Annotated in this window: 21 protein-coding genes; 10 read left to right on the forward strand and 11 right to left on the reverse strand. The window is 49.4% G+C overall.

From position 1 onward, the window contains the following. Window positions 1–148: 148 nt before the first annotated feature. The 4 genes from ACSR9A_RS08950 to ACSR9A_RS08965 form a co-directional block, all read right to left on the reverse strand. On the reverse strand, window positions 149–1,234 hold the full coding sequence (locus tag ACSR9A_RS08950) for an FUSC family protein (RefSeq protein ID WP_473756825.1): 1,086 nt from the start codon (window positions 1,232–1,234) through the stop codon (window positions 149–151). Further along, window positions 1,231–2,361 carry a DNA alkylation repair protein gene (locus ACSR9A_RS08955; protein WP_473756826.1) on the reverse strand — a complete coding sequence of 377 codons (1,131 nt, stop codon included), beginning with the start codon at window positions 2,359–2,361 and terminating at the stop codon, window positions 1,231–1,233. The genes ACSR9A_RS08950 and ACSR9A_RS08955 overlap by 4 nt, the downstream gene beginning before the upstream one ends. A gap of 205 nt (window positions 2,362–2,566) precedes the next feature. Then, window positions 2,567–3,337, reverse strand: coding sequence for a sporulation protein (locus ACSR9A_RS08960; RefSeq protein WP_341280710.1), 771 nt, complete (start codon window positions 3,335–3,337; stop codon window positions 2,567–2,569). 89 nt (window positions 3,338–3,426) lie between these two features. Then, window positions 3,427–5,181, reverse strand: a complete 1,755-nt coding sequence (locus ACSR9A_RS08965) for an ATP-binding protein (RefSeq protein WP_473756827.1) — start codon at window positions 5,179–5,181, stop codon at window positions 3,427–3,429. Window positions 5,182–5,568: 387 nt separating this feature from the next. Here ACSR9A_RS08965 and mscL point away from each other — a divergent pair, with 387 nt between their 5' ends. The 9 genes from mscL (at window position 5,569) to ACSR9A_RS09010 (ending at window position 11,405) form a co-directional block, all read left to right on the forward strand. Next, window positions 5,569–6,075, forward strand: a complete 507-nt coding sequence (gene mscL, locus ACSR9A_RS08970; RefSeq protein WP_473756828.1) for a large conductance mechanosensitive channel protein MscL — start codon at window positions 5,569–5,571, stop codon at window positions 6,073–6,075. Between the two features lie 90 nt (window positions 6,076–6,165). After that, the gene (locus ACSR9A_RS08975; RefSeq protein ID WP_473756829.1) at window positions 6,166–6,798 is read left to right on the forward strand and encodes an NUDIX hydrolase; all 633 of its coding nucleotides are present in this window, start codon (window positions 6,166–6,168) and stop codon (window positions 6,796–6,798) included. 148 nt (window positions 6,799–6,946) lie between these two features. Beyond that, window positions 6,947–7,366 carry a hypothetical protein gene (locus tag ACSR9A_RS08980; RefSeq protein ID WP_473756830.1) on the forward strand — a complete coding sequence of 140 codons (420 nt, stop codon included), beginning with the start codon at window positions 6,947–6,949 and terminating at the stop codon, window positions 7,364–7,366. Window positions 7,367–7,515: 149 nt separating this feature from the next. Next, entirely contained in the window at window positions 7,516–7,782 is a 267-nt protein-coding gene (locus tag ACSR9A_RS08985; RefSeq protein WP_473756831.1) for a hypothetical protein, read from the forward strand. A gap of 345 nt (window positions 7,783–8,127) precedes the next feature. Further along, window positions 8,128–8,673, forward strand: a complete 546-nt coding sequence (locus ACSR9A_RS08990; RefSeq protein ID WP_473756832.1) for a superoxide dismutase family protein — start codon at window positions 8,128–8,130, stop codon at window positions 8,671–8,673. Window positions 8,674–8,923: 250 nt separating this feature from the next. Next, a complete protein-coding gene (locus ACSR9A_RS08995) occupies window positions 8,924–9,604 on the forward strand; it encodes a hypothetical protein (RefSeq protein WP_473756833.1) in 681 nt (226 codons plus the stop codon). 444 nt (window positions 9,605–10,048) lie between these two features. Then, window positions 10,049–10,357: a hypothetical protein gene (locus tag ACSR9A_RS09000; RefSeq protein ID WP_473756834.1), complete on the forward strand. Its 309-nt coding sequence runs from the start codon at window positions 10,049–10,051 to the stop codon at window positions 10,355–10,357. 62 nt (window positions 10,358–10,419) lie between these two features. After that, entirely contained in the window at window positions 10,420–11,058 is a 639-nt protein-coding gene (locus ACSR9A_RS09005; RefSeq protein WP_473756835.1) for a TraX family protein, read from the forward strand. A gap of 128 nt (window positions 11,059–11,186) precedes the next feature. Further along, window positions 11,187–11,405, forward strand: coding sequence for a hypothetical protein (locus ACSR9A_RS09010; RefSeq protein ID WP_046229519.1), 219 nt, complete (start codon window positions 11,187–11,189; stop codon window positions 11,403–11,405). A 278-nt stretch (window positions 11,406–11,683) separates the two neighbouring features. Here the strand turns inward: ACSR9A_RS09010 and ACSR9A_RS09015 are convergent, their stop codons facing one another. The 4 genes from ACSR9A_RS09015 to mgrA all read right to left on the reverse strand — a co-directional run bounded on the left by ACSR9A_RS09015 (window position 11,684) and on the right by mgrA (window position 18,977). Further along, on the reverse strand, window positions 11,684–12,976 hold the full coding sequence (locus tag ACSR9A_RS09015) for a putative bifunctional diguanylate cyclase/phosphodiesterase (RefSeq protein ID WP_473756836.1): 1,293 nt from the start codon (window positions 12,974–12,976) through the stop codon (window positions 11,684–11,686). 157 nt (window positions 12,977–13,133) lie between these two features. Continuing rightward, complete coding sequence (locus tag ACSR9A_RS09020; protein WP_473756837.1) at window positions 13,134–13,856, reverse strand: response regulator transcription factor; 723 nt, start codon at window positions 13,854–13,856, stop codon at window positions 13,134–13,136. Between the two features lie 127 nt (window positions 13,857–13,983). After that, a complete protein-coding gene (locus ACSR9A_RS09025; protein ID WP_473757068.1) occupies window positions 13,984–17,817 on the reverse strand; it encodes a response regulator in 3,834 nt (1,277 codons plus the stop codon). A 167-nt stretch (window positions 17,818–17,984) separates the two neighbouring features. Beyond that, entirely contained in the window at window positions 17,985–18,977 is a 993-nt protein-coding gene (mgrA, locus tag ACSR9A_RS09030) for an L-glyceraldehyde 3-phosphate reductase (RefSeq protein WP_473756838.1), read from the reverse strand. Window positions 18,978–19,269: 292 nt separating this feature from the next. Between mgrA and ACSR9A_RS09035 the strand changes: the two genes are divergently transcribed. Next, window positions 19,270–20,391 (forward strand): foldase protein PrsA, encoded by a 1,122-nt coding sequence (locus tag ACSR9A_RS09035; protein ID WP_473756839.1) that lies wholly within the window; start codon window positions 19,270–19,272, stop codon window positions 20,389–20,391. A 177-nt stretch (window positions 20,392–20,568) separates the two neighbouring features. Here ACSR9A_RS09035 and ACSR9A_RS09040 read toward each other — a convergent pair whose 3' ends face one another. From ACSR9A_RS09040 to deoR, 3 genes are read right to left on the reverse strand one after another with little or no spacing between them, the layout of a single operon-like run. Further along, the gene (locus ACSR9A_RS09040; protein ID WP_473756840.1) at window positions 20,569–21,975 is read right to left on the reverse strand and encodes a SulP family inorganic anion transporter; all 1,407 of its coding nucleotides are present in this window, start codon (window positions 21,973–21,975) and stop codon (window positions 20,569–20,571) included. An 11-nt stretch (window positions 21,976–21,986) separates the two neighbouring features. Beyond that, entirely contained in the window at window positions 21,987–22,667 is a 681-nt protein-coding gene (deoC, locus tag ACSR9A_RS09045) for a deoxyribose-phosphate aldolase (RefSeq protein ID WP_473756842.1), read from the reverse strand. 41 nt (window positions 22,668–22,708) lie between these two features. Then, entirely contained in the window at window positions 22,709–23,665 is a 957-nt protein-coding gene (deoR, locus tag ACSR9A_RS09050; RefSeq protein ID WP_341280694.1) for a DNA-binding transcriptional repressor DeoR, read from the reverse strand. Between the last annotated feature and the right edge of the window lie 29 nt (window positions 23,666–23,694).

The raw sequence follows: 23,694 nt of genomic DNA on the forward strand, positions 1-23,694 counted from the left end.
GCGTTTCAGTCCGAGAAATATAAGCGTAAGTATAGTATGAAACTTATACATTCTTATATTTTGAAAAATAAAAAACCGCCTCTTCGTCAAATGAACGATCATTTGACGAAGGACGGTTTTTTTTGCACTCGCCTTTATTCAGCTGCTGTTATTCCTGTGCGCTAACCTTGGCCTCTCTGCCGCTGGCATTCTTTTCTACCGTCCATTCCTCAGGCGACATGCCGCGCTGCTGGACCTGATCCACGATCTTCTCTAGCCTCCGCAGATGGTAGGCATATTCGAAAATAGCCGACGCAACGAACACAAGGCGCTTATGCTCGTCCCTCCCCTCGCGGAAATAATCCGTCAGGTCGGTAATGAGGCGGGCTTCACGCTCCTCCTCCGGCTCGAAGCTCAGGTTCGGCTTCATCTTGCCTTCGATTTTCAGCAAAATCGATTCGTGGTATTTGGTCAGCTCCTCAATCTGGTGATCGAAGCGCTGCGCCCATTTCCCAGCCTCGGCAGCGGCAAAATAATGCTCCTCCACAGCCTCAAGCAGATCAACGCCCTTTTGCAGCGCCTTGATTGTCTGCTTGGAGACGAGCAACTGCCTAGCATGGCTTTTTTTAGCCTGGGCAAGCACCTTGCGCTCTTCCTCAAACAGGGTGTAGCGATCCTCCAGCTTACGCACCGACACATGCAAGGTTTCCTTCTCCTGCCGGAACACGCTCTCCTTCATTTCGTTGGAAACGGCGGTTCGCAGCAGCAAAGACATTTGCCCGTAGGCGAGATGCACCTGTTCCGTGAATTGCTTGCGCGGGCGTGGAGGAAATACGAGAACATTAATCGTAAAAGCGGCCCCCATACCCGTAAGGACCATTAAAAATCGCTGCAGCGCCACGTCTAATCCTTGTCCATGCGCTTCCATAATAGCAATGACCATAACAAGGGTCACTCCGATGGTCGTTTCCATTTTCAACCGGATACAAATAAGGATAACGGCGATACAGACGAGGCCCACCGCAATCGGCGTATGACCAAATACCTTCATCGCAGCAAGGGCAATTCCTGCGCCAAGCAGGTTCGTCTGAATTTGATCGAGAATTTGCTGCCAGGAACGGTAGATGGAAGGCTGAATCGTCAAAATAGCAGCTACTGCCGTAATAAGGCTGGACGGAAAACCGAAAAACTGGCTCAGAAAAATCGCCAGCGTAACGGACAATCCGGTCTTCAGCACGCGGGCTCCAATATTCATTTGCTGCGCGCCTCCTCCAGCTGCAGCTCCGTATCCGCAACCTGCACCCCATTCACCCATAGCGTAATGCGGTGAAGTCCCGAGTAATGCTTGCGTGTCGTCAAGTCGGCGAAGCGGTGCACACGCGACAGCGTCACTTCCGCTCCTCCGCCATACTCGCGGTCAGACAGCAGGAAACGCTTCTGCGAAGGCTTGCCCGAAGCTTTAATAAAATCAATGCCGTATTCGATTCGCAGCTTGAGCGCATCTCCATCCCGCAGCTTCATTACGCAGCTTAACCGCGCTTCGTCGCCTATATGCAGGGCCCCAGGCACTGCCCGAAGCTCGGCATGCACCGTCAATGAAGCGCCACTCCCGCCAGCTTCGCCTTCTGCGGCGGCATAGCCGAACAGCTCCATCAGCGCTGGATTCGCCTGCTTCACCAGCGTGCGGCAGCCGCGCCTAATAATCCAGTCTGTCAGCGGATTATTGCCGGACCACTGCTGGGCGAGCGCCACGACCACATCGGGATGGTCTTTAGCGATATCATTGAGATTGTTTGCCACGCTTTTGCGGACATAGAGCGAAGGATCGGCTTTCAGCTTGTCCAGCAGCGGAAGAATCGGCTGTGGATTGCGCTTGAACATCGGCAGCGCCTGCGCCCAAGGCAGACGCGGGCGCGTCCCTTCACTCGCCAGTCGGCGTACATGCTCATCCTCATCATCAGCCCATATCAGCATTTGCCGCATCATGCGCTCAGGCTCAGCAAGCAGAAAGGGGCGTACGGCAAACTCCCCCGTCGAATAACGGGTGAACCGCGCCAGCGCCTGCATCGAACGGTCAAAATGCTGCGGTGCCATACCGTACACTTCCACAAAATCCGGGAAGAAAATATAAGGCAAACCACGGCACTGCGAGTCGATCTGCATCAGCACCTCAAGCGCGGCCTCGTAATCGCTCGGCAAGAAATCGCCAAGTGCTTCGGTAATCCGCCTTGAGCGCGCCTTGAGCGCCAGCTCCTCCCATTCTCCAGCCCTTACTGCCGCCGTAAAGCCTGCCAAATCAAAAGTCGGCAAAGCCGTGCGCACCAGCGCTCCAAAATCTTCTATGAATAAGCCATCGTATAAGGCTTTTAGCGGTTCTGCCATCGTAAGCTCCTCCAGTATAATCAATCATGCTCCATCTATTATGCCATAACCCGCAACCGGAAGTAATAGCAACAAATCAAACCGCCGTGCCTATCGTTATATTGAAAAACAGCCCGACCGCCGCGTCATAAACTCGCGGCGGGCAGGCTGCTGATATTTGCTTTGGCGCTTCTGGCCTCAGCACCTCAGATTCGGCGCTTCTAGGCTAAGCATGCCGGGCGATTATGTTTTCGAGCTGGCTCGCAATCGCTTGCGTCCCGGCTTGCAGATGCTCCTGCGTAAAAGCGACGCGGACGAACGTTTCATCCGTATTCATCGCTTCAGCGAAGAAGCCGCCAAGACCGCGCGCTTTGCGGTCAATTTGCAGCAGCAGCTCGATCTGTTGAGCCTCCGGATAAAGAATAACCTCCAGCTCGTCAAGCTTGCCGCGGAACTGCCCTCCGGTTGGAACAAATTCCAGCTCCTGCACGAAAGGCAGCGAGCGTCCCAGCCTTGAAGCGTATTCGCAATCTGCTTCACGCAGACGGAAGCCAAGCTGCTGAACTGCTTCCAGCACCAGGCCCATCGCTGCATTTGGCACGACCTCGATGCGATCGTTATCGCCAGGATCGATGGCACCGCGAATGTCCAGCTCGGTTCTCACCCATATTGGCGTTTTCCCTAATGTGAGCGGAGTTTGAAAAGGCAGTTGGAAGGAAAACGGCACTTCGCGATTTTCTCCGGCTTTCAGCTCAAATGGCTGGCTGACCGGATATTTTCCAATAACACAGTTATGTCTGTGCTTCTGGTCATTGCTCTCACGGATGTATTCGGTCATTACAGACAGCTCGATCTTCTCAATGCGCTGCTCCACGCTTCCGCCGCGAATTTGTACGACGCCGCGTACTTCCTCACCTGGCGAATAACGGGATTTTTCCAGCAAAGTATCAATTTTTGCCGAGCCAATGCCAATGCTTGCTAATAACCGATTAAACATAAGGACACCTCACCGAATAATTTTTTTGTAGCTATTCGGTTGTACGTCGAGCCTTCTCCTTGCGTTGCAAAAAATGTGCGGTTTCATATTCATGTATTTTCTTCCGGGTCTTTGCGATAGGGAAGCTGAATAATAAAGGTCGTTCCTTTCCCCATAATACTGTCCGCCTTGATGCTGCCGAGATGGTTGTCGACGATTTTGTAGGTAACCATGAGGCCAAGCCCCGTCCCTCTATCCTTCGTCGTATAAAAGGGCTGGCCGATCTTGGAAAGCTGCTCCTTCGCAATGCCGGGACCTTCATCCTGAATGCGAATGACGATTCGCGACTTTTGCGCAAGCTCTAGCGTAATGAGAATGAGACCGCCGCCAGCCATTGCCTCGATTGCATTTTTGATAACATTGATAAACACCTGCTTGATTTGATTTTCCACGCCGAAGACGTATAGCGGCTCCGCAGCCATATTCAGCCGAATTTCGATATTGTGCATAATGGCCTGCGTCTCCAGCAGCGTCACCGATTCCGCCATAATCGGGCGCACATCCCTGTAGCACAGCTGATAAACCTGCGGCTTCGACAGCATCAGCAGCTCGCTCACGATGGATTCAATTCGTATCAGCTCGGATTTCATAATTTCATAATAATGATTGTTGCTGCGCCCAGAAGCAATGAGCTGGAGAAACCCTTTCAGCGAAGTGAGCGGATTACGAATTTCATGGGCAATTCCCGCAGCCAGCTGGCCTGCGATGTACAGCTTCTCAGAATTGATCAGCAGCTCCTCATTTTTTTTGCGCTCCGAAATATCGCGGATAATGACTTGATAGGCTAGGCTGCCCGTATGGCTTGTACTTGTTCGTACCAATTCCGTATGCAGCAGCTTGCCATGCACAGTTCTCCAGTCCAATTCGACAGGCTTTTGGCGCAGCAAATCCTCGTTCTCCTCATCGCCCAGCAATTGGCGAATTTCCTCATGATGCTTCTCGTGAAGAAAATCGTAGATCGACTCGCCGATCAATTCATGCTCGCTGTCTGCCTCAAACATCCGTAAACCGGAAGGATTGAAATATTGCCATTTTCCCTCTTTAATAATCGCAATCGTATCGAGGGAGTTTTCGACCAGCAGCTTGTAATTGGCATCGACCATACTGTACTTGCGGCTGAACATCCAGGTGGATAGGCAGAAGCTGAATATGAGCATTGTGGCAATGCCCAGCAGAAACGACATGAGCATCATGGAATCGTTCATGCTGTCGGTCGTATAGACATTCACATACTCCACCTTCATTGCCTGCATGCCTATCGTGTGCATAATAATCATCGACAGACCGAGAATAAGGCAGCTAATCAGCTTGCCATCCTTTCCTCTGCTTTCATACAAATTAAAGGCGACCAGCGCTCCTAGAAAAGCAGCTATGATCGATACCATGAACAAATAATGATCCAGCTCATAGCTTTTCACCGGACTACCCAGCAGATTTAAATAGTGCAGCGTCGTTGAGCCAACAGCTAGCAGCAGGCTGCTTAACACCTTCCTTATAGATCTGGGCCAGCCACTTTCGTAAATGGATATTGAAGCATAGGTAAGAGCCATGCAGCACAACAAAGTGTAGAGCATAGTCCAATCCAAAACTAATGGATACGTCGATCCGAATATGGCCAGCACATGCATCGTCCAAACACCTAGCCCAAATACGAAAGAACTGCCGAACTTGCGGCTGAATGCTACTATTTTGCTGCCTGATGGCGGGTAGCCAATCATGCTGAACAGCGTAAAACAGGCAAAGCAAACAATCATAAATGAAAACAGTGTAAAAAAGGGATTCCCTATAACGAATTGGTGATTCATAAAACTCCTCAAATATCCATTAATTTACTCACAATACTGAAATTCGACAATATCCAATAAAATCCTCTCTTTTTACATATCTTTTTTCACAAAAAAAGCAGAAAATGATGCAAAATGGCGAATAAGTGTCGCTCCTAGACTAGGGTTCCACTACCATTTTCAGAAATGCACATCGTACCGAAGCTGATTCCTGTAACCAAAATGACAAGGAAAATTGTTATTTTATGTAATTTTAGGATTATCTTTTTATGCGACTGCTTTAGGAATGGTGTTTCTGGCTTGTTTTATATACAATAAAGAGCAATCAGCGCTTTTGCATGGCTGCATTTGTTGCGCTCGCTTATGCCATGTTTTCGGGCAAGCTCATTTTATAAAGGAGAGATTTTGATGAAAATCGTACAGGAATTTAAAGAGTTTGCGATTAAAGGCAACGTCATCGACCTCGCAGTCGGTGTCATTATTGGCGGAGCCTTTGGCAAAATTGTCACCTCGCTTGTGAACGACATTATTATGCCGCCGATTGGACGGGTTTTGGGCGGAGTCAATTTTAAGGACTTATTCATTAACCTCGATCCCAAGCATACAGAGGAATTGAAAGCTGTCGGTACCGTTGTCCGCTCGCTCGACGATGCATCGAAAAATGGCATTGCCGTTATCGCCTACGGCCAGTTTATTAATGTGATGCTGGACTTCTTCATCGTAGCTGCCTGTATTTTCTTCCTCGTTAAAGGCATTAATATGCTGCGCCGCAGCAAAGCAGAGGAGGCTCCCGCCGAAGCTGCTCCTACGGAAAAGGACTGCCCTTACTGCTTGTCCAGCATTCCGCTGAAAGCGACTCGCTGCAAGCACTGCACGTCCCAGCTTGAAGCTGTGGATACGGGACGCTCTCACTAAGGAGCTGCGATTAATTAAACGGTACTTTATTTCGTCGCAGTCTCTAAACGCGCAAACTGCCCTATTTTTTTATACAAAGGAGTTCGTGCAATGATAGAGGAATATTTTGACATTTATGACGAGCAGATGAATCCAATCGGGACAGCTACACGCTCGGAGACGCATGCCAAGGGCTACTGGCACCGCTCCTTCCACTGCTGGCTCACACGCAAGGAGGAAGACCGCCGCTACGTTCGGTTTCAATTGCGCCAGTCCAGCAAGGATACTTATCCGGACTGCTACGACATTACCGTCGCCGGCCATCTCTCGGTAGGCGAAACGATGCGCGACGCCGCACGCGAGCTGCAGGAGGAGATTGGCGTAACCGCCAGCTTTGGCGACCTGATCCCGCTTGGGCAGCTGCGTGAGGATACCGTAGGAACGGCTGGCGGCGTCAGTTTCATCGACCGCGAGGTCAGCGATGTGTTTGGCTTCGTCTGTTCCTTGCCGCTGATGGAATTACAGCTGCAAGCCGAAGAGGTGGCCGGCGTGTACGAGGCCGACCTGGAAGAGCTGCTCCAGCTGTTCGAGCACGAGCGGACGGAGCTGATCGTATCAGGGGTGGCTGTAAGCCCGGACGGCAGGCAGACGCCTTCCGTAAAGAGCGTGCGGGTAGAGCAGTTCGTACCGCGCAAAGCGGAATATTACGCAAGCGTAATGCGCGCCTTGCGCGATTGCACGTAGCAGCTGAAGCGGCCCCGCCAGTGGAGCGCTGCTGCGGCACAGGGCGGCTTTGACTTTGAATCTGGCCTTGGCTTTGCCTTTGGCCTTTAGCGTCAGCGCGCTGGCCCCAGGCATTTTCCCAGTTGCGATACCACTGGTCGATTAGCCCGTGAATTTGATAAAACGTCGTATGGCGCGGTGCCAAATCGAAATCATTGATTTCCGGCTCATTCATCAGCTGGGCCGAAATCATATGCATACAGCCATGAATGCCGCTGGATTCGATGTAGCTGCCCAGCTCATCCAGTGTATTAAAGGAGCGCGGATTATTTCGAATGCGATTTTCCGCAGCCGGATTATAGCAAGGAGCGCGGCGTATAGCCTCCGGAATTTCCGGCCACGGCGCAATCAGCCTGCTGTCATAGCCTTGGCTGTTATACCAGCTGTACACGCGGTTAATATAGTCACGGTGAAAACGCAAAAACTGATCACCGAATCCGCGAGGCGGAATGGTGCCGGGCGTTACATGATGCGTATGGTGCCATACAGCATGCTCCTGAAGCAAAGGTGCGGGGAAATTCGGAATTAGCGGCATCGTTCGTCCCCTCCATTATGATCGTTGTCCATGCTCGTTTTGTCTGCCTAACCTTGCTGTCCTATCGTATGCCGATTCGCGCAGCACGGTGACAGAATAGAGCATAACAAGCACCGCCAAGCCCTCGGAGGGCCTGGCGGTGCTTGTTTATTCTGGCATCTAATCGCGGGCTAGTAGCGGTTATTGTTTTCTCTTTTGATACAAATATCAAACGATATTGTAACCTCGTGGTCTCTGCCGAACGAGCAGCAGATTCTAACGCAATCGGAACGCTGCGTGCAGAAGAAGTGAACGACTTTACAATCGCAGCCGATAATGTTTTGAACGGCCCGGGCATCATGGCAGCGGATCGCTTTTACCAGCTTTTCGGCAACCTCTTCATTTTCCAGTCGTTTGAAAATTTTGCTTAATACTTTGCCAGCATCCTGTACCCCTTCAACTGCCGGATCTCTGCGATGACAACCATTGCTTCTGTTTTCATTTGCTGACTCTTGGCGTTGACAGGAGCAAGAAGAAGTACGAGCCCGTTTCGATTGGCGCGACGCTGATTTAATGTTTTTCACCTGGAATTTCGATTTAACTGACATTATATATGCCACCTCTCTCATGGTTTCTGATATATCATATGCAAATAGAGTAGAGAGGTATGGACATGTATGCTATGACAAGCGCATATCTGAGATTCCTTGATTTCCGCATAGGCAAGCGATTGACGGGGCATATTAAATGGCATCACTGGAAATGGAGGAAAACTTATGTTTATTCAAAAAACCATATGCGTCACAACGCTCTGCCTAGCACTAGGTGGCGCTTCCCTCCCTATGGCACATGCTGCTGTAAAATCGATCCCCACTACGGAGATCAAGCTGGACCTCATGAATAGCAAAGGTGCGGTCATTGGCAAAGCAAGCCTGCAGGAGCAAGCTGACGGTGTACATATTCGCCTTGCGGCGGAGCAGCTCGCACCCGGCATGCACGGCATCCATTTTCACGAAACCGGGAAATGCGAGGCTCCCGAGTTTACGTCGGCGGGGGCTCACTTCAATCCGCTAAGCAAGCAGCACGGGTTCAGCAATCCCAAAGGCTTCCACTCTGGCGATTTGCCCAATATTCAAGTAGACGCTACCGGAAAAATCGAAGCTGAGATCATTTCAAAAAATGTGACGCTCGCCAAGGACGCACCTAACTCGCTGATTAAATCAGGCGGCGCCGCTCTAGTTATTCACGAGAAAGCAGATGATTACGTCACCGATCCATCCGGCAACTCGGGTGCTCGCATCGCCTGCGGTGTGATTAAATAGCGGCATAAGGACGCTTGGTAAAGAACGAATCTATAAGAAACAGCGAAGCAAGTTGAGAAACGATGCGACAGCCCCATAAAAATAGCGCGGGCTCTGGTTTTTCAGAGTACCGCGCTTTTTAATTTCTGCAATGTTGAATAAACCCTGCCATACTTGGATAAGAATAATTACTACTTTCAGTTTTGTTTCAGTTTAATTTCAGTTCACTTGTAGTTTATTTAATTTTTCTATTAAAATAGGAGATGAGGTGATGTATGTGATTACGTATGAGGATCGCAAGCTCGTAGAGGAAGAGATTTTTCGCGACATTAAAAATAATCCCCAATATGGTTTAGCTGCTTTCAAACTAATTTATAACCTATTATATCGAATCAGCCCGGCCGATTTTCTAGAGCACCGCTTTGGCCGGCTAATCGCACTACAATCTGAAACTGAAATTTTCCACAATGAGCTATCTGAAGAAATGCCTCAGCTGCTTAACTTGGCCTTTCAATATGCTAGCGAATCTGACAAACCAACTTATTATACAACAGGACAAATGAGCCTATACTTTGGCGTCTCCACTACCACAATAAATAACTGGCTTCGTGACAAACGCATTACTTATCAAGGAATGGATGACAAGCCAACTTTCAAACAAGCCCGCATTCCAAATACAGCTATTTACAAAGCTCTAAATGGACAAGAAACGCTTATTCGCGACATTGTTCAAGATTTTGAGCAACAAAAATCTATCCCTTCCGATTTTGATGAAGTAGAACGAATAAAAGATTTAGTTAAATTTATTTTTGCATTTGAAGAAAAATACGGTGGCAAATACAATGAAGTGTTGAATCGCCTAGGTGATCCGATTACATCTTCAGACTGGAAATGGCGTCGTGATGCGAATGAGTGGCTGTATGTCATGAAGGAAATTGCTGGTGAACGGTAGGCCCCAAAGTAATTTGGATCGTATTAAGCGCGAACTGGGCCACGGGATTTTTAGCGAAATACGAGAGACGGATCGTTCCGGTATTCCTTCCAATTTATATGTTCAGAGAGTAACCATTACCTTCAGCGATTACTCAAAACTTTACGTAACATAGCACACCAATAAAGCTGGAAATATTGAAAAATATTATTACGACTGGGAAGATGCAGAAGGTCAGTTAAAAGCGCAATATCACAGCGAATCTCATGATAGAGATGAACGATATCAAACTAAAACGGAGCCTTATCATATTCACCCGCCAAAGGAACCATCACGTCCTTCTCTCCATTCTTGATTGTCTTACCCACTTCTTTTTTTAGCATCATCCCTTCCTCTCCCGCATATAGCTTAACTTAGGATGAAACTCCCTGCTGGCATACTGCGGGGCAAAGGAGCGATGTTCATATGACAGAGCAAGCAAAGGCAGCGGAGCAAGCGGCAGCTGTGCTGTATCAGGCAGAGCCCGCGCATACGGCTATGGTTCAACAAGTACGGGAGCAGATTCACCGTTTGTGCCACGGACATATGCACCGGCCCGTGCGTGTGCACACGATGGATGGCCAAGTGTACGAAGGCTATATTGCACATGTCGACCGCTGCCTGCTGTATTTGCATTGTACTGTGCAGGACCCGCGCGCCTTCATTCCTCCACAGAATGCCATTCTTCCACTCGTTCTCTACGAGCTGCTTGTCATTACCCTGCTTTACACGTAAAATGCTGTTCTTCTCCCGTTCATAACCCCATGCTATAATAGTCACAGCTTAGGGGGATGAATATGCAAATTATCGCAATGGTTACGATGCTGCTTGATCATATTGGCTTGATCTGGTTTCCCCAAGATGATACTTGGCGAATCATCGGCAGGCTTGCCATGCCGCTTTATGCTTATGCGTTAGTCATTGGGTATTTCCGCACGAAAAACATCAATCAATACTTGTGGCGTATGACCGCCATTGCCGCTTTATCGCAAATCCCATATTCCCTGGCCTTCGGCACTTGGGAAATCAACACGGTGGGCACTCTGCTCGTCTGTCTTGTCTCCCTCAAGCTTCTGGACCAATTGAAGTCGAGACCTGCCCTCCAAGTGTCTCTGGCTGCCTTTCTACTGCTGCTGCTTGAAGTCGTTCCGTGCAGCTACGGCGCCTATTTGCTAGTGCTCGTCCTCATCTACCGCTATGTCCCGAAACACGGTATGGCCCCGGCTCACCTGCTGCTCAACATCTTTTATTTATTCTATATGGGCTGGACCATTCAGTTGTTCAGCGTTGTCGCAACCCTGCTGCTTGTGTACTCGCCAAGCATGCTGCAAGCGGCTGATTCCATCAAAGTTCCTCGCAGTCTCTGGCGCAGCTTCTACCCATTGCATCTTGCCATTATTGCAGCCCTACAGTATGTAATCCTAGCTGGAAAGTAGCAGTTTTTCAGCTTACACTATATGTTAGAAATATATAAGCAAATTAAACAATATTCTTACGGCTGTTTCATAAGCGGCTAAAACGTTTAGGATAGAATAGGAAAAAACGATCGGAGGTGGACAAGGTCATGATGAAAATCATTACCTTCAAAAGTCGTTCTGTACCTGTTTATTATACTAACGAACAAGCCGCGTCAGTTGAGCAGCTTCATCATAAACTGCGTGAAATGGAACTCAATTTCGACTTTCGAAAAAAATGGAAACGGATCTCTAAGGTTGAAGTCGTACGTGAGGTTGCTATTTTTCAATACAGCGATGGTACTAAACTTTATCTGGAAGTTAGCTAAACACCCTCTGGCCCCCACTGGACTTAAAGGAACAACATCCCCAACCTAAACAAGCGTAAGCGACTTCTTCGCCTTGAAGCGAAAAAATGGCTGCGCGATGTAACCAAAGCATTTGCGGATTGCATCACTCATTTAATCCTATATTTCAGAAAAGCCTCCTACCGCTGCGACAGTGGATTTGGAGGCTTTAGTGCGTTTATTAGCATGTTCTCTCAACCCATATAGGAAAAAAGAGCCTGCCCTATCGCTCTCGCTCGGGCAAGCTTTATATTAGAAGCCTATGCGCCTGTTCGTTCAGGCTTGCGAATCATAGTTAAATCCAGCATATCTGGTCGTGCGGGCTGGCCCAGCAAATACCCTTGCATGTAATCACAGCCCCAGCCTCGCAGTAGCTCGTACTGCTTCACATATTCAACCCCTTCAGCAATGACACAAATGCCCAGCTTATGCAGGAGCCCAATCATCGCCTCCACGATATGATGTTCAACGCCTTCCTTATCTATCTCTCTAACAAAGGATCGGTCCAGCTTAAGGGCATGGATTGGCAGATGCTGCAAACTCGCCAGCGACGAATGCATAGAACCGAAATCATCCAGCGCAATAAATACACCGCTCGCATGCAGCCTAGTCAAAGCTTTAATGGATCGCTCGCAATTCGCATAATTATAGCCTGCTTTAATTTCCAGCTGTAGACACTGTGGCGGTATTCCTGCCTCCTCCAGCGTGTTGAGCACCATGTCAGCATAAGCGTACTCTGCAAGCTCTGTCGGCGAAATATTGACGGACATAATCAGTGCAGCTTGGTCCGGCAGGGTACCCAGCATGCGGCAGGCCTGCTTGATTACCCATGCGCCAATTGGCATAATCATGCCGTTTTTCTCGGCAAAGGGAATAAATTCAGCTGGCTGAATGCTGCCAAGCTCCGGGTGATTCCACCGCAGCAGCACTTCGAAGCCCCGCAGCTTGCCCGTCTCCACTTGATAGATGGGCTGGTAGTTTAAATGAAATTGCCCTTTATACAGCGCCGTCCGAATGGCGGTCTCCAGCTCCAAATGCCGGTTGATTTGCTCTGTTGCCGCCCGCAAATAATAGGAAATCTGCCCCTCTCCCTTTAAAACGCCGCTATACAGAGCCGTCTCCGCATGACAAATGAGCTGTTCGCTTGTCGCTCCATCCTGCGGGAACAGGCTCACGCCAATACTGGCCGTTAAATGAAATCGATCGGAACCAAAACCTACGGGGTGTTGCACCGTTGTTTTGAAACGTTCAAGCATGCTGTATCCATCCGCTTGACCGGCATCCAGCACTGCTGCAACCAGAAAAGTACTGTCATTCAATTGCCAGATGGCAGACCTGTCCGCTCCAGCCTCCACCAGCCGCTCCTCAATCAGCTGCATCACCTCGCAGCCATAGTCCATCCCTCTAGCTCCGATAATGCGATAAAAATGGTCAAGCTGCACCAGTACTGCAGCAAGCCCCTTGCTTGCATTCTGCACTTTCAGCAGCATATGGCCTAGCTCGCGGCAGGCATTCAGCTTTGCAGGCAATAATGCAATGACTTGTTCCCTCATATTTCCCATCCTTCGATCCAATAGTAAGTTAAATCTATATTCTCATACAATAATTAGGAAATAACGGCAATTACCTTTAGATAGTTGTTAGAATGTCATTTTCCATACAAAAAAAACCGTCTGGATAAGCCAGACGGTTCCTAATAAATGCATGCTATTATTTCTCCTGGCTGACTGAGGAATTCTGGGCTGTGTACTTGTAACCGAAGCCCCAAACGGTTCGAATGAGACGAGGCTCCTTTGGGTTCTGCTCGATTTTTTTCCGCAGATTCACAATGTGTACATCAATCGCACGGTCGGTGACAAAGGAATCAAAGCCGCGAATGGCATTAATGAGCTCTTCCCTGCTGAATACCTTGCCAGGATACGCCAAAAATAGCTTCATAATTTCATATTCCGAGAACGTTGTTTCTACCAGCATCCCTCTGACTAGCAGCAATCTCCGCTCAAAATCAAGCTGAATCGGGTTCCGCTCCTCTTCGCCTTGCTCTTGCTCCGTCTCCACTCCGGCCGGCTTAATGTTAGCTCTGCGAATCAACGCCTCGACTCTCGCTGTCATCTCGTGCATGCTGAATGGCTTGCACATATAATCGTCTGCACCAGACTTCAACGCCAGCACACGTTCTGACACCTCGTTTTTCATGGATAAAATCATAATAGGCACATTCGAACGCTCGCGAATCAATGCACATATCTCCATCCCATCCATATCCGGGAGCATAAGATCCAGCAAAACCAAATCAGGTTCGAATTCCGAAATAATACGCAAGCCGTCATTTGCCAATCCTGCTTGTTTGACAGAATAGCCTTCCTCTGACAAATACATAGACAGCATATCACTCATCATGACGTCATCTTCTATAACTATTACTTTATACATTGGCGTCACCCCTTATTGGGATTGAAGATTTCTGTCGAATTAAGTCTGTCCTCTTACTATACAATATAGCTATGACCGACTACAATAATTTGTTAGAGAATTGTTAGGGTTTTTTGTCGAACTTTTGTCACTTGTTTTTCTCCAAACATCTGAGCAAATGTATCAATTCTTCTTCCAGCTTTGCAAGCCTCAGGCTCCATTCCTCCTCGTCTATATCCTCCTGATTGAAGATCAGCTCCAGCTCCGTCGCTGCATTCGCCAGTTGATAAGCGGATAAATGGCTCGCCGCTCCCCTAAGCGTATGCACGAGACGCTTGGCGGTAACGAGATCCCTCTCTGTCATTGAAGCGATTAATCTGTCGATAAATGAAGGATAATCGGCCTGAAATTGTTCTAACATATGCATCAATATCGGAAGCTTGCCATTCACTCTGGCGAGCGCCTCCGGCAAATCCACACCCGGAATGACCGGCAGCGAGGAATAGGCTGCCTGTTCATATTGCGGCTGCACATGGGGCTCATCCTCCCATAACGTTGGTACCGGCAATATGCCCGTCTGATTCAACCAGTGCGAGAGTACGGAATAAAGAAAGCCGGCGCTGATTGGCTTCGTTATAATATCATCCATGCCAAGCTGCCTGTATTGCTCATGATCGGCACGCAGCACATTGGCGGTAACCGCAATAATCGGCAGCCCGTCATATTTGGGATTAGCCCGAATAAACCGCGTCGCCTCCATGCCATCCATTTCCGGCATATGAATATCCATGAGAATGAGATGCCATTCCTCCCGCTCCAGCATATCCAGCACCTCATGTCCATTTTCGGCAAGACCGACCTCGTAGCCCCGTTCCTTTAACATTTCCAGAGCGACGATTTGATTAATTTTATTATCTTCGGCAAGCAAGATTTTAGCATTGCGCTCTTCAAGCTGTACAACTGCCACTTCGCTCATCGCCCTATTCCAAGGAGGAATAAAGGAACGCTCCGTTAACATCCCTCTCAGGCCGTTAAGCATAGCTAAACGGGTTACTGGCTTTGTAAGCAGGGCAAGCGGACGATCCTTTTCTGGCATTTGCAGCATTTCGTCCCGACCGAATGAAGTGGTCAGCACGGCCGTCTTTACGCCAGCCGCTTCAGCTTCCTGATGGAAATCGAGCCAGGTTTCCGCGCCGTACATATCGGGCATCTCCATATCGAGCAAAATCAGCTTCGGCATCGCTCCGGCACCGATACGGCGCAGCCGTTCCCGCGCCGTCTTCCAAGAAGCGAAGGGAACCGGGGCCATTTGGAATGATTCCAGCCTTTCACACCAATGATGGCGCATCATCTGGCTGTCCTCGACGATCCACACTGGCTGTCCAATCATTTCCTCGCCTAGCTCCATGCTGTAAGGCGGGGCTTCTTCGAGCATAGGGAATGTAATAACGAAGCTGAATTTGCTGCCGCGTCCGACCTTGCTTTCCGCGACGAGATTGCCGCCCATCAGCGTGACGAGCTTTTGAGAGATGACAAGGCCAAGGCCTGTGCCCCCATATTTCCTCGTCGTAGATCCATCCGCCTGGCTGAATGGCTGGAACAGCCTGCCGAGCTGCTCCTCGCTCATGCCGATGCCTGTATCCTCAACGACAAAACGCAGCTGCACTTCCGCATCGCGTAGCTCTACCACTTCGAGACGCAGACTGACATGGCCTTTCTTCGTAAATTTAATCGCATTGATGCATAAATTCAGCAGCACCTGTTCGAGCCGCAACAAATCTCCAAGCAGCGTGCTAGGCAAATTGTAAGCTGTATGGATTAAAAATTCGAACTGCTCCTTGCCGCCCATAAAGACGCTGAGCTGATCCGCTACCCGGCCAAGCAGCTCCTCCGGATGGAAGGCGAGCAGTTCAACCTCGACCTTCTCAGCCTCTACTTTGGAGAAATCAAGAATGTCATTAATGATGCGCAGCAAAGATTCCGATGACGTGCTGATTTTGTCCACATAGTCCTTCTGCGAATAGGATAATCCCGTGCGTTTGAGTAGTTGGGTCAACCCGATGATGCCGTTCAGCGGCGTACGAATTTCATGGCTCATGAGGGCAAGGAATCTGCCCTTGGCCGCATTCGCCTCCGCCGCATCCTGCGACGCCTGAAGCAGCTCCTCCTGAATGATTTTTTGCTCCGATATGTCCCGCGCAATGCAGGAGAAGTAGTCCTCTCCTGTTCTGCGATTATGATGGGAAACGAGCACAAGCGATACATGCTTCAATTGCTTGTTCTTCGTCAAAATTTCGACATTGCCTTCCCAATACCCGTACTGCTTGGCCAGCTCTGAGCCATTCATGAGATAAAAGAACATTTCACTGCTCAGATGCCCACTCAGCGAAGAAAGATCCATTTCCTCCTCATGGATTCCGAGCATCTCCTTGCCCGCCTGATTAATGTAGATCATTTCGCCCTGGGAATCGACCGAAGCGATTAAATCCTTGGCAGAGCCAACGATATCAAGCAGTCGATTGCGCGATTTCTCCACTTGCAGCTTATCGGTTATATCCAGAACCATGCCAACAGCTCCGGTAAATTTGCCATTTGCATCCCGCAGGCCATTCGTGCTGAGCAGGATGGGAATGCGTTTGCCATTTTTTGAAATAAAGGTCCATTCCCGCTCGTAGGAAAACTGGTCATTGCGCAGCTCCTTGAGCACGTCAATCCCCGGTATCACTTCACGGCCCAATTTCTCCCCAAGCTCCTCTGCTGCTATGCGGATTTCCTCCATGTCCATGAACAGCAGCGGCGTCGCATGCCCCGATACTTCTTCTGTCTTGTAGCCAATCATTTCCTCGGCCTTCTTATTGAGATATGAAATACGGTACTGCTCGTCGAGGACAACAAAGGAATATTGATTTTGATTAATAACTGCCTCCAGCCGCTCAAACATTCCTCTTAAACGCACGACCATGCCGTTCACAGATCGCGACAGCTTTCCTACCTCGTCTCCTGGCATTTCTGACAGATGCTCTGCATTAAATTGGCCAGCGGCAGCCTGCTCGGTGACGATTAATATATTTTTCAATCGATTTACAATATTGGCAAAAAACAGATAGCACAGCAGCACGATGACAAGCTCTGAGCCTACAAGCGTCAGCAGCGTACTAAGCAACACCGGCAGCGTCCCGATCTCTAAATCCGACATCGGCATTTCCAGCATGAAATGCCAGGCGGCGATACCTTCTACCTTAGAGTGGAATACGGCGTATTCTTTCATATTAGACGATAAAATTTCCATGCCGGCCTGTTCAGAAAGCAGCTTCTGATTTACCTGTATTTCCTGTAAAGCTCCGTTCATCATTGCTGTCTTCGGCAATACGCCTTCTTCCGAGCAGAATAAAACGACGCCTTCCTCATTATATAGCCAGAAGGTAGCTTCATCCGGCTTGTCCATTTGCAAATAAGGAATAATCATATCCATATCAATGGATGCGTATACGATTCCGGTAATTTGATTGTCCTCATTGTAGACTGGAACAGCCATGACAAATTGTTCTTTAAGCGAAAAGCTCGCTTTGAAAGGGTCGCTAATTAGCACCTTCCCTTTAATGGCTGTCTGGAAGAAGGAATGCTGCTTAAAATTGAGTGCTACGCCATCCGTACGAATCGCCATGCCGTCCTTGTCCACAAAGCCAAGGGAACGAAAGGCAAAGCCTGCCCGCACTAGCTCACGGTTGAAATAGCTGAGCTTCTCTTCATCTTTTCCAAAACGCACGACATCGGTTCGGCTAATGACCAGCACTTCTGCCCGCCTGATTGCAAGCCAAGCTGACAAATTATTCGCACTGCTGTTTAATTGGCTTAATGTTTTCTCAGTAGCAGAATCGATCATTCCCTGCCTTAAGCCCATATAGTTAATAATGCCGGCAAACAGCAGTGGAATGAAGGTAATTAATACAATAACCAGCAGTCCCTTGACCCTTAGAGACATGTTGCTCAAGCGGCTCACTTCCCATCCGACAATGTTTGTCATTTGTCCCGTTTATTATACAGCCTTAACGAAAGCGAGAGAAGCAAAAACGCCAAGGCGCAGGGCCTTGGCGTTCGAAAAAAACAATTGCGATTTGGAATGGTTCATCATCACTGAATTAGCTTGTCTTAACCCTTTAAAATCGATTCAATACGAGCCAGCTCATCGCTAGAGAAATCAAGCGTACTGAGCGCTGCAACGTTATCATCAATTTGCTCCACACGGCTTGCGCCGATCAGCGCCGATGTTACACGGCCCCCGCGCAGTACCCATGCGAGCGCCATCTGCGCAAGCGTCTGCCCGCGCTCCGCAGCATGAGCGTTAAGCAGCTTGATTTTTTCAAGCTTTGCTTCCGTAATTTGATCGGATTGCAGAAATACGCTTGGTCCAGCTGCGCGGGAATCCTGAGGGATGCCGTTTAAATAACGGCTCGTCAAGAGTCCGCCTGCTAGCGGCGAGAACACGATGGAGCCGATGCCTTCCGCATCGAGAACATCCTGCAGACCATCCTCGATCCAGCGATTGAACATCGAATAAGAAGGCTGATGAATGAGGCATGGCGTGCCAAGACGCTGCAAAATAAGGGAAGCCTCAGCCGTCTGCTCCGCACTATAGTTGGACAAGCCAACATAGAGCGCCTTGCCTTGGCGAACGATATGGTCAAGCGCAGCCATCGTTTCCTCAAGCGGCGTATTCGGATCTGGACGATGGTGATAAAAAATGTCTACGTACTCCAGTCCCATACGCTTAAGGCTTTGATCGAGGCTGGCCACTAAATACTTACGCGAGCCCCACTCGCCGTATGGGCCTTTCCACATATAATATCCGGCTTTTGTGGAAATAATAAGCTCATCGCGGTAAGCAGCCAAATCCTGCTTGAGCAGTTGGCCAAACGTCTCCTCTGCGGAGCCGGCAGGCGGCCCATAATTGTTAGCGAGGTCAAAATGGGTAATGCCTAAATCGAAAGCGCGGCGAACCATCGCCCGTCCATTTTCTAGACGATCCGTACCGCCAAAGTTGTGCCAGAGGCCCAGTGATACCGCTGGAAGCAGCAGTCCGCTGCGGCCAGTACGATTGTATTTCATCCCATCATAGCGGGAATTTGCAGGCAAATACGTCATCGATTAACATCCTCTCTACTATTTAAATGAAAAGTCGCGAAACTTCTTTTTTATTTCAGATTCATATAAAGCGCTTGCTTCTTCCATTGTACACCGCTTGGTCGAACGGTGCAAAAAAAGCCGACCGTGTTCCAATCCCTTTATTTTTATTTAAGATTAAGGTTTTTTAACCTAAGTTTTGTTATAGTAGGTTAGACAAGCGTAAACGGTTACGGTGAGCTGACCCTGATCACTGCAACGTTTCGCGAACCCATTATAAAAAGCGTGTACGATGATGAAGGGAGTTTGAAGAATGGATAACCAAGAATCGCAGCGTAAAGAAGAAGAATTAAAAAATGCTGCGGAGCAAGAAACCAACACACACGAGGACAATCAACATACGACTGAACCAACAACAGCTTCACCATATGCAGCAGGAGGGGCGCCTTTGGGTGGATCAAATCCCCCGCCTCGTAAAAGCGGCAATACAGCATGGATTGCGCTTTCGGCTGTTTTGGCTATTTTGCTAGTAATCGTCGCTATTAAACCGGTATTCGGCGGTGGCAGCAATGCAGCCGTTGCAACGGTTAACAAAGTGGACATTACGAAAGAGGATCTTTACGAAGAAATGCTGAAATCAGGCGGCAAAACGACGCTCGACAATCTGATTACGCAGCAGCTGATTACGCAAGAAGCGAAAGCTTCCAATGTTACAATTACAGAAGCAGATATCGATGAAGAAATTAATACGCTAAAAGCAAGCTTCGGCACGGACGAGCAATTCAATGCTGCGTTGGCACAATACGGTGTAACGCTGGAGAGCCTGCGTAAAGATGCTGAGACGCAAGTGAAAATCCGCAAGCTGCTTGAGCCATCCATTACCATTACCGATGATCAAATTAAAGAAGCTTATGAGCAAAACAAAGCTTCCTATGGCACAGGTGAAGAGATTAAAGCTTCGCACATTCTGGTAGCTACGCAAGAAGAAGCAGACGCTATTTTGAAAGAATTGAAAGATGGCGGCGACTTCGCAACGTTGGCGAAAGAAAAATCGACCGATACAGGCACGAAAGACAACGGTGGCGATCTTGGTTTCTTCGGCAAAGGCGTCATGGACCCTGCTTTCGAGGAAGCAGCCTTCGCACTCGAAGTAGATCAAATCAGCGATGTCGTTAAATCGAGCTTCGGTTTCCATATTATTAAGAAAACCGGCTTTAAAGCGGCTACTTCCCCAACTTTCGAAGAGAAGAAGGAAGAAATCCGCAAGCAGCTGCTGAATCAGCAAATTCAAGAGAAATCAGCTACTTGGATTCAAGAGATTCGCGATAAAGCAACGATTACCAATACGCTTGAAGAGAAAACAGATGAAACGGAAACAGACGCAAGCGCTAATCCGGATGCAGCTGTTTCTCCAGAAGCTAGCGCAGCACAATAAGCCCAACCGAATAAGGTTAACATGCTTATGAACGGGCTTATGAATCAACAAAAAGATCGCTATCCGCCAGGCTTAATGCCTTGGGGACAGCGATCTTTTTGGTTTTCAGCCATTATTATACAAGCTGCTTAGCTGAATAGCACAAGCACAGGCATAGGCACAAGCTCATGCACCCGTTTAGCTTTGCAAGGCTGCCCCTTTGCTCACGGTCACTTCCTTGCCGCTAGCCTTCAGCCGCTCTACCACTTTATTGAGTGCCAGCTGCGCTGTATGATCCCATATGCGCGACTGGCTAAGGTCGATATGAATTTCATCGGCTTTGCAGTCCAGCTCAATAAGCTCTTCCAGACCAGAGGAGGAAGCGAAAAACAGCTGTCCATGCACTCGATAAGTCCGCTTGCTGCCTTCCCATTCGCTATGAATGTGCAGCTTGCGGGACACCGACACAACGAACCAGACGAAGCTGATAAGTACGCCAACCAGCACGCCAGCAGCCAAATCGTGCGTGAACAGTACGGCGGCTACCGTCGCCACCATCACGACCGTTTCGGCAAGCGGCACACTGCGCGGCTTGAACACCGAGCGCCAGTCGAAGATGGCGATACAGACCATAATCATAATGCCGACAAGAGCCGCCATCGGCACCTGCGCCAGCAAATCGCCAAACAGAACGGCGAGCAGCAAGAGGAACAAAGCGGAAACGAGCGTAGACAGCCTATGCTTCCCGCCCATTTTCACATTGAGCACCGATTCCGCGACGAGCGCACAGCCCGCCATGCCGCCGAAAAATCCCGCAACAACATTTGCAACGCCTTGTCCGCGCATTTCCTTATTTTTGTCCGTACGCTCACCAGTCATCTCATCGAGCAAATTATGCGTCAGCATCGTCTCCGTATATCCAACGACTGCCAGCGACAAAGAATAAGGAAAAATGATCGCAAGCGTCTCCCAGCTAAGCGGAATATTAGGCAGCAGAAACGCTGGCAGCGATGCGTCGATTGCACCAACTCGGGTAACTCCGTCCATGCCAAACACCCAAACGGCTAAGGTCAGCACAACAACGGCCACCAGCGGGGAAGGAATCGCCTTGAAGTAACGTGGTAGAAAATAAATAATGGCCAGCGTCGCCGCCACTAACGCATACATCAGCCAGGACTCGCCCTGAAAATACCGCAGCTGCGAAATGAGGATGAGGATCGCCAGCGCATTAATAAACCCCGTCAGCACGCCCTGCGGCACGTACCTCATTAGCTTGCCTAGCTTAAATACACCCATTAAATATTGCAAAATTCCCGTCAAAATCGTTGCTGCGAACAAATACTCAATGCCATGCTCCTTTACGAGCGTCAGCATCAGCACCGCCATCGAGCCTGCCGCTGCAGAAATCATCCCCGGACGACCGCCAAGAAACGTCGTAACGAGCAGGATACAAATTGAAGCATAAATACCGACAACGGGCGGCACTCCCGCCATAAATGAAAAAGCCAGTGAATCCGGCACCAGCGCGAGCGTAGCCGTCATTCCAGCCAGTACATTCACCCGCACATCCGTCATCCACTGCCGTTTCCAAGATAAACGACTCATACCCATTTCACCTAATACCCTTCGCCTTTACCGCCACTCGCGATGGCGATGCTTGCGCTTGCCCCAATGCGAGTAGCACCAGCAGCGAGCATTTTCAGTGCGGTTTCCAAATCGCGTACGCCTCCGGAAGCTTTGACACCCATGTCCGGCCCTACTGTACGGCGCATTAGCGCGATATCTTCCTCTGTGGCGCCGCCTTTACCGAAGCCCGTCGAAGTTTTAACAAAATCAGCGCCAGCCTCCTTGCAAATTTCGCAAGCCCGCACCTTTTCCGCATCCGTCAGCAAGCCTGTTTCCAAAATGACTTTAACGATCGCCTTGCCCTTGCAAGCTGCCACAACCGCTTCGACATCACGCTTCACGCCTGCTTCATCACCTGATTTCAGCAGCCCAATGTTCAGCACCATGTCCACCTCTGTGGCACCGCAGGCAATGGCGTCTTCCGCTTCCGCTGCCTTCGCCCTTGAAGTCGTTGCGCCAAGCGGGAAGCCCGCTACCGTCGTAATGCCGACGCCAGAGCCTGCCAGCTGTTCAGCTGCAAGAGCGACCCAGCCTGCATTCACGCATACGGTGGCAAAATGATACGTCTTGGCTTCGGCACAAAGCTGAATAATTTCCGCTTTTGTCGCGTCTGCCTTTAGCATTGTGTGATCAATAACTCCAGCTACATTCGCTGCATTCGTACTGCCCATTAACAAATCCCTCCACCTATCATCTCTCTAGCCCATCCCGTTCACGCTTCCGGCTTGTAATCCAGCAAATGCTTCGCCGTAATGTGATCGGTAATCAACGTATTCGCATATTGTCCAGCAAGCGCGCCATATACTGCTTCGACTTTGCTTGGGCCGCCAGCTACTAGTACTGACCATTCCTTGCGTTTCAGCTCGCCCAAATCAATGCCAATCGTGCGCAGGTCCAGCTCTTCGCTGACCAACTGCCCGTCGATATCTATGAATCTTGAGCAAATATCCCCTACGCCGCGCGAGAAAATAATGCCCAAATCCTCATCGGAAAAATAATTCGCCCGCATCAGCACCGAATCCTCGGTTGGCGCCCCTACGGTCACAACTGCGATATTCGCTTTTTTGCCCATATCAAGAATTTTGCGTATATGACGATCCGCTTCAATCGCATGCTTCACGACCGCATGGTCAACAATAGCTGGAAGCGGAATCAAATAGGGCGACGTCTGATAAGCTTTAGCGAACAGCTGCGCGATTTCGTGTGCATACGTATCGGTCTCGGAATGGCTGACACCGCCGTTGAGCTGAACTACCTTGACCTTCTTCGCATGCTTGTTCGGCAGCCTAGTTGCTACTTCATACAGCGTCGTGCCCCAGGTTACGGCTATCGTATCGCCATCCTGCACCGTTTCATTTAGAAACGCAGCGGCAGCTTCACCAATGACACGCTTGGCCATCGCATCCTCATATTTAGGCACCGTAGCTACAATAGCGCGCTTCAAGCCGAAGCGCTCCTGCAATTGCCGTTCGCGCTCCGCGTTGTCGGCTGCCGGGTCCATAATTTTGATCTGTACGATACCGTCAACCTTCGCCTGCTGCAAAAAACGCGAAACGGTTGGACGTGACACGCCAAGCTTCTTGGCAATTTCCTGCTGATTGTAGTCAAGCTCATAATACATCCGCGCTGCTTCAATCATTTTCATCTTTTTGTCGCTGAGTTCCTCCATCAGGCATCTCCTTTGGTGAGTCGCTCTTC

The sequence above is a fragment of the Paenibacillus sp. R-74696 genome (assembly GCF_055814915.1).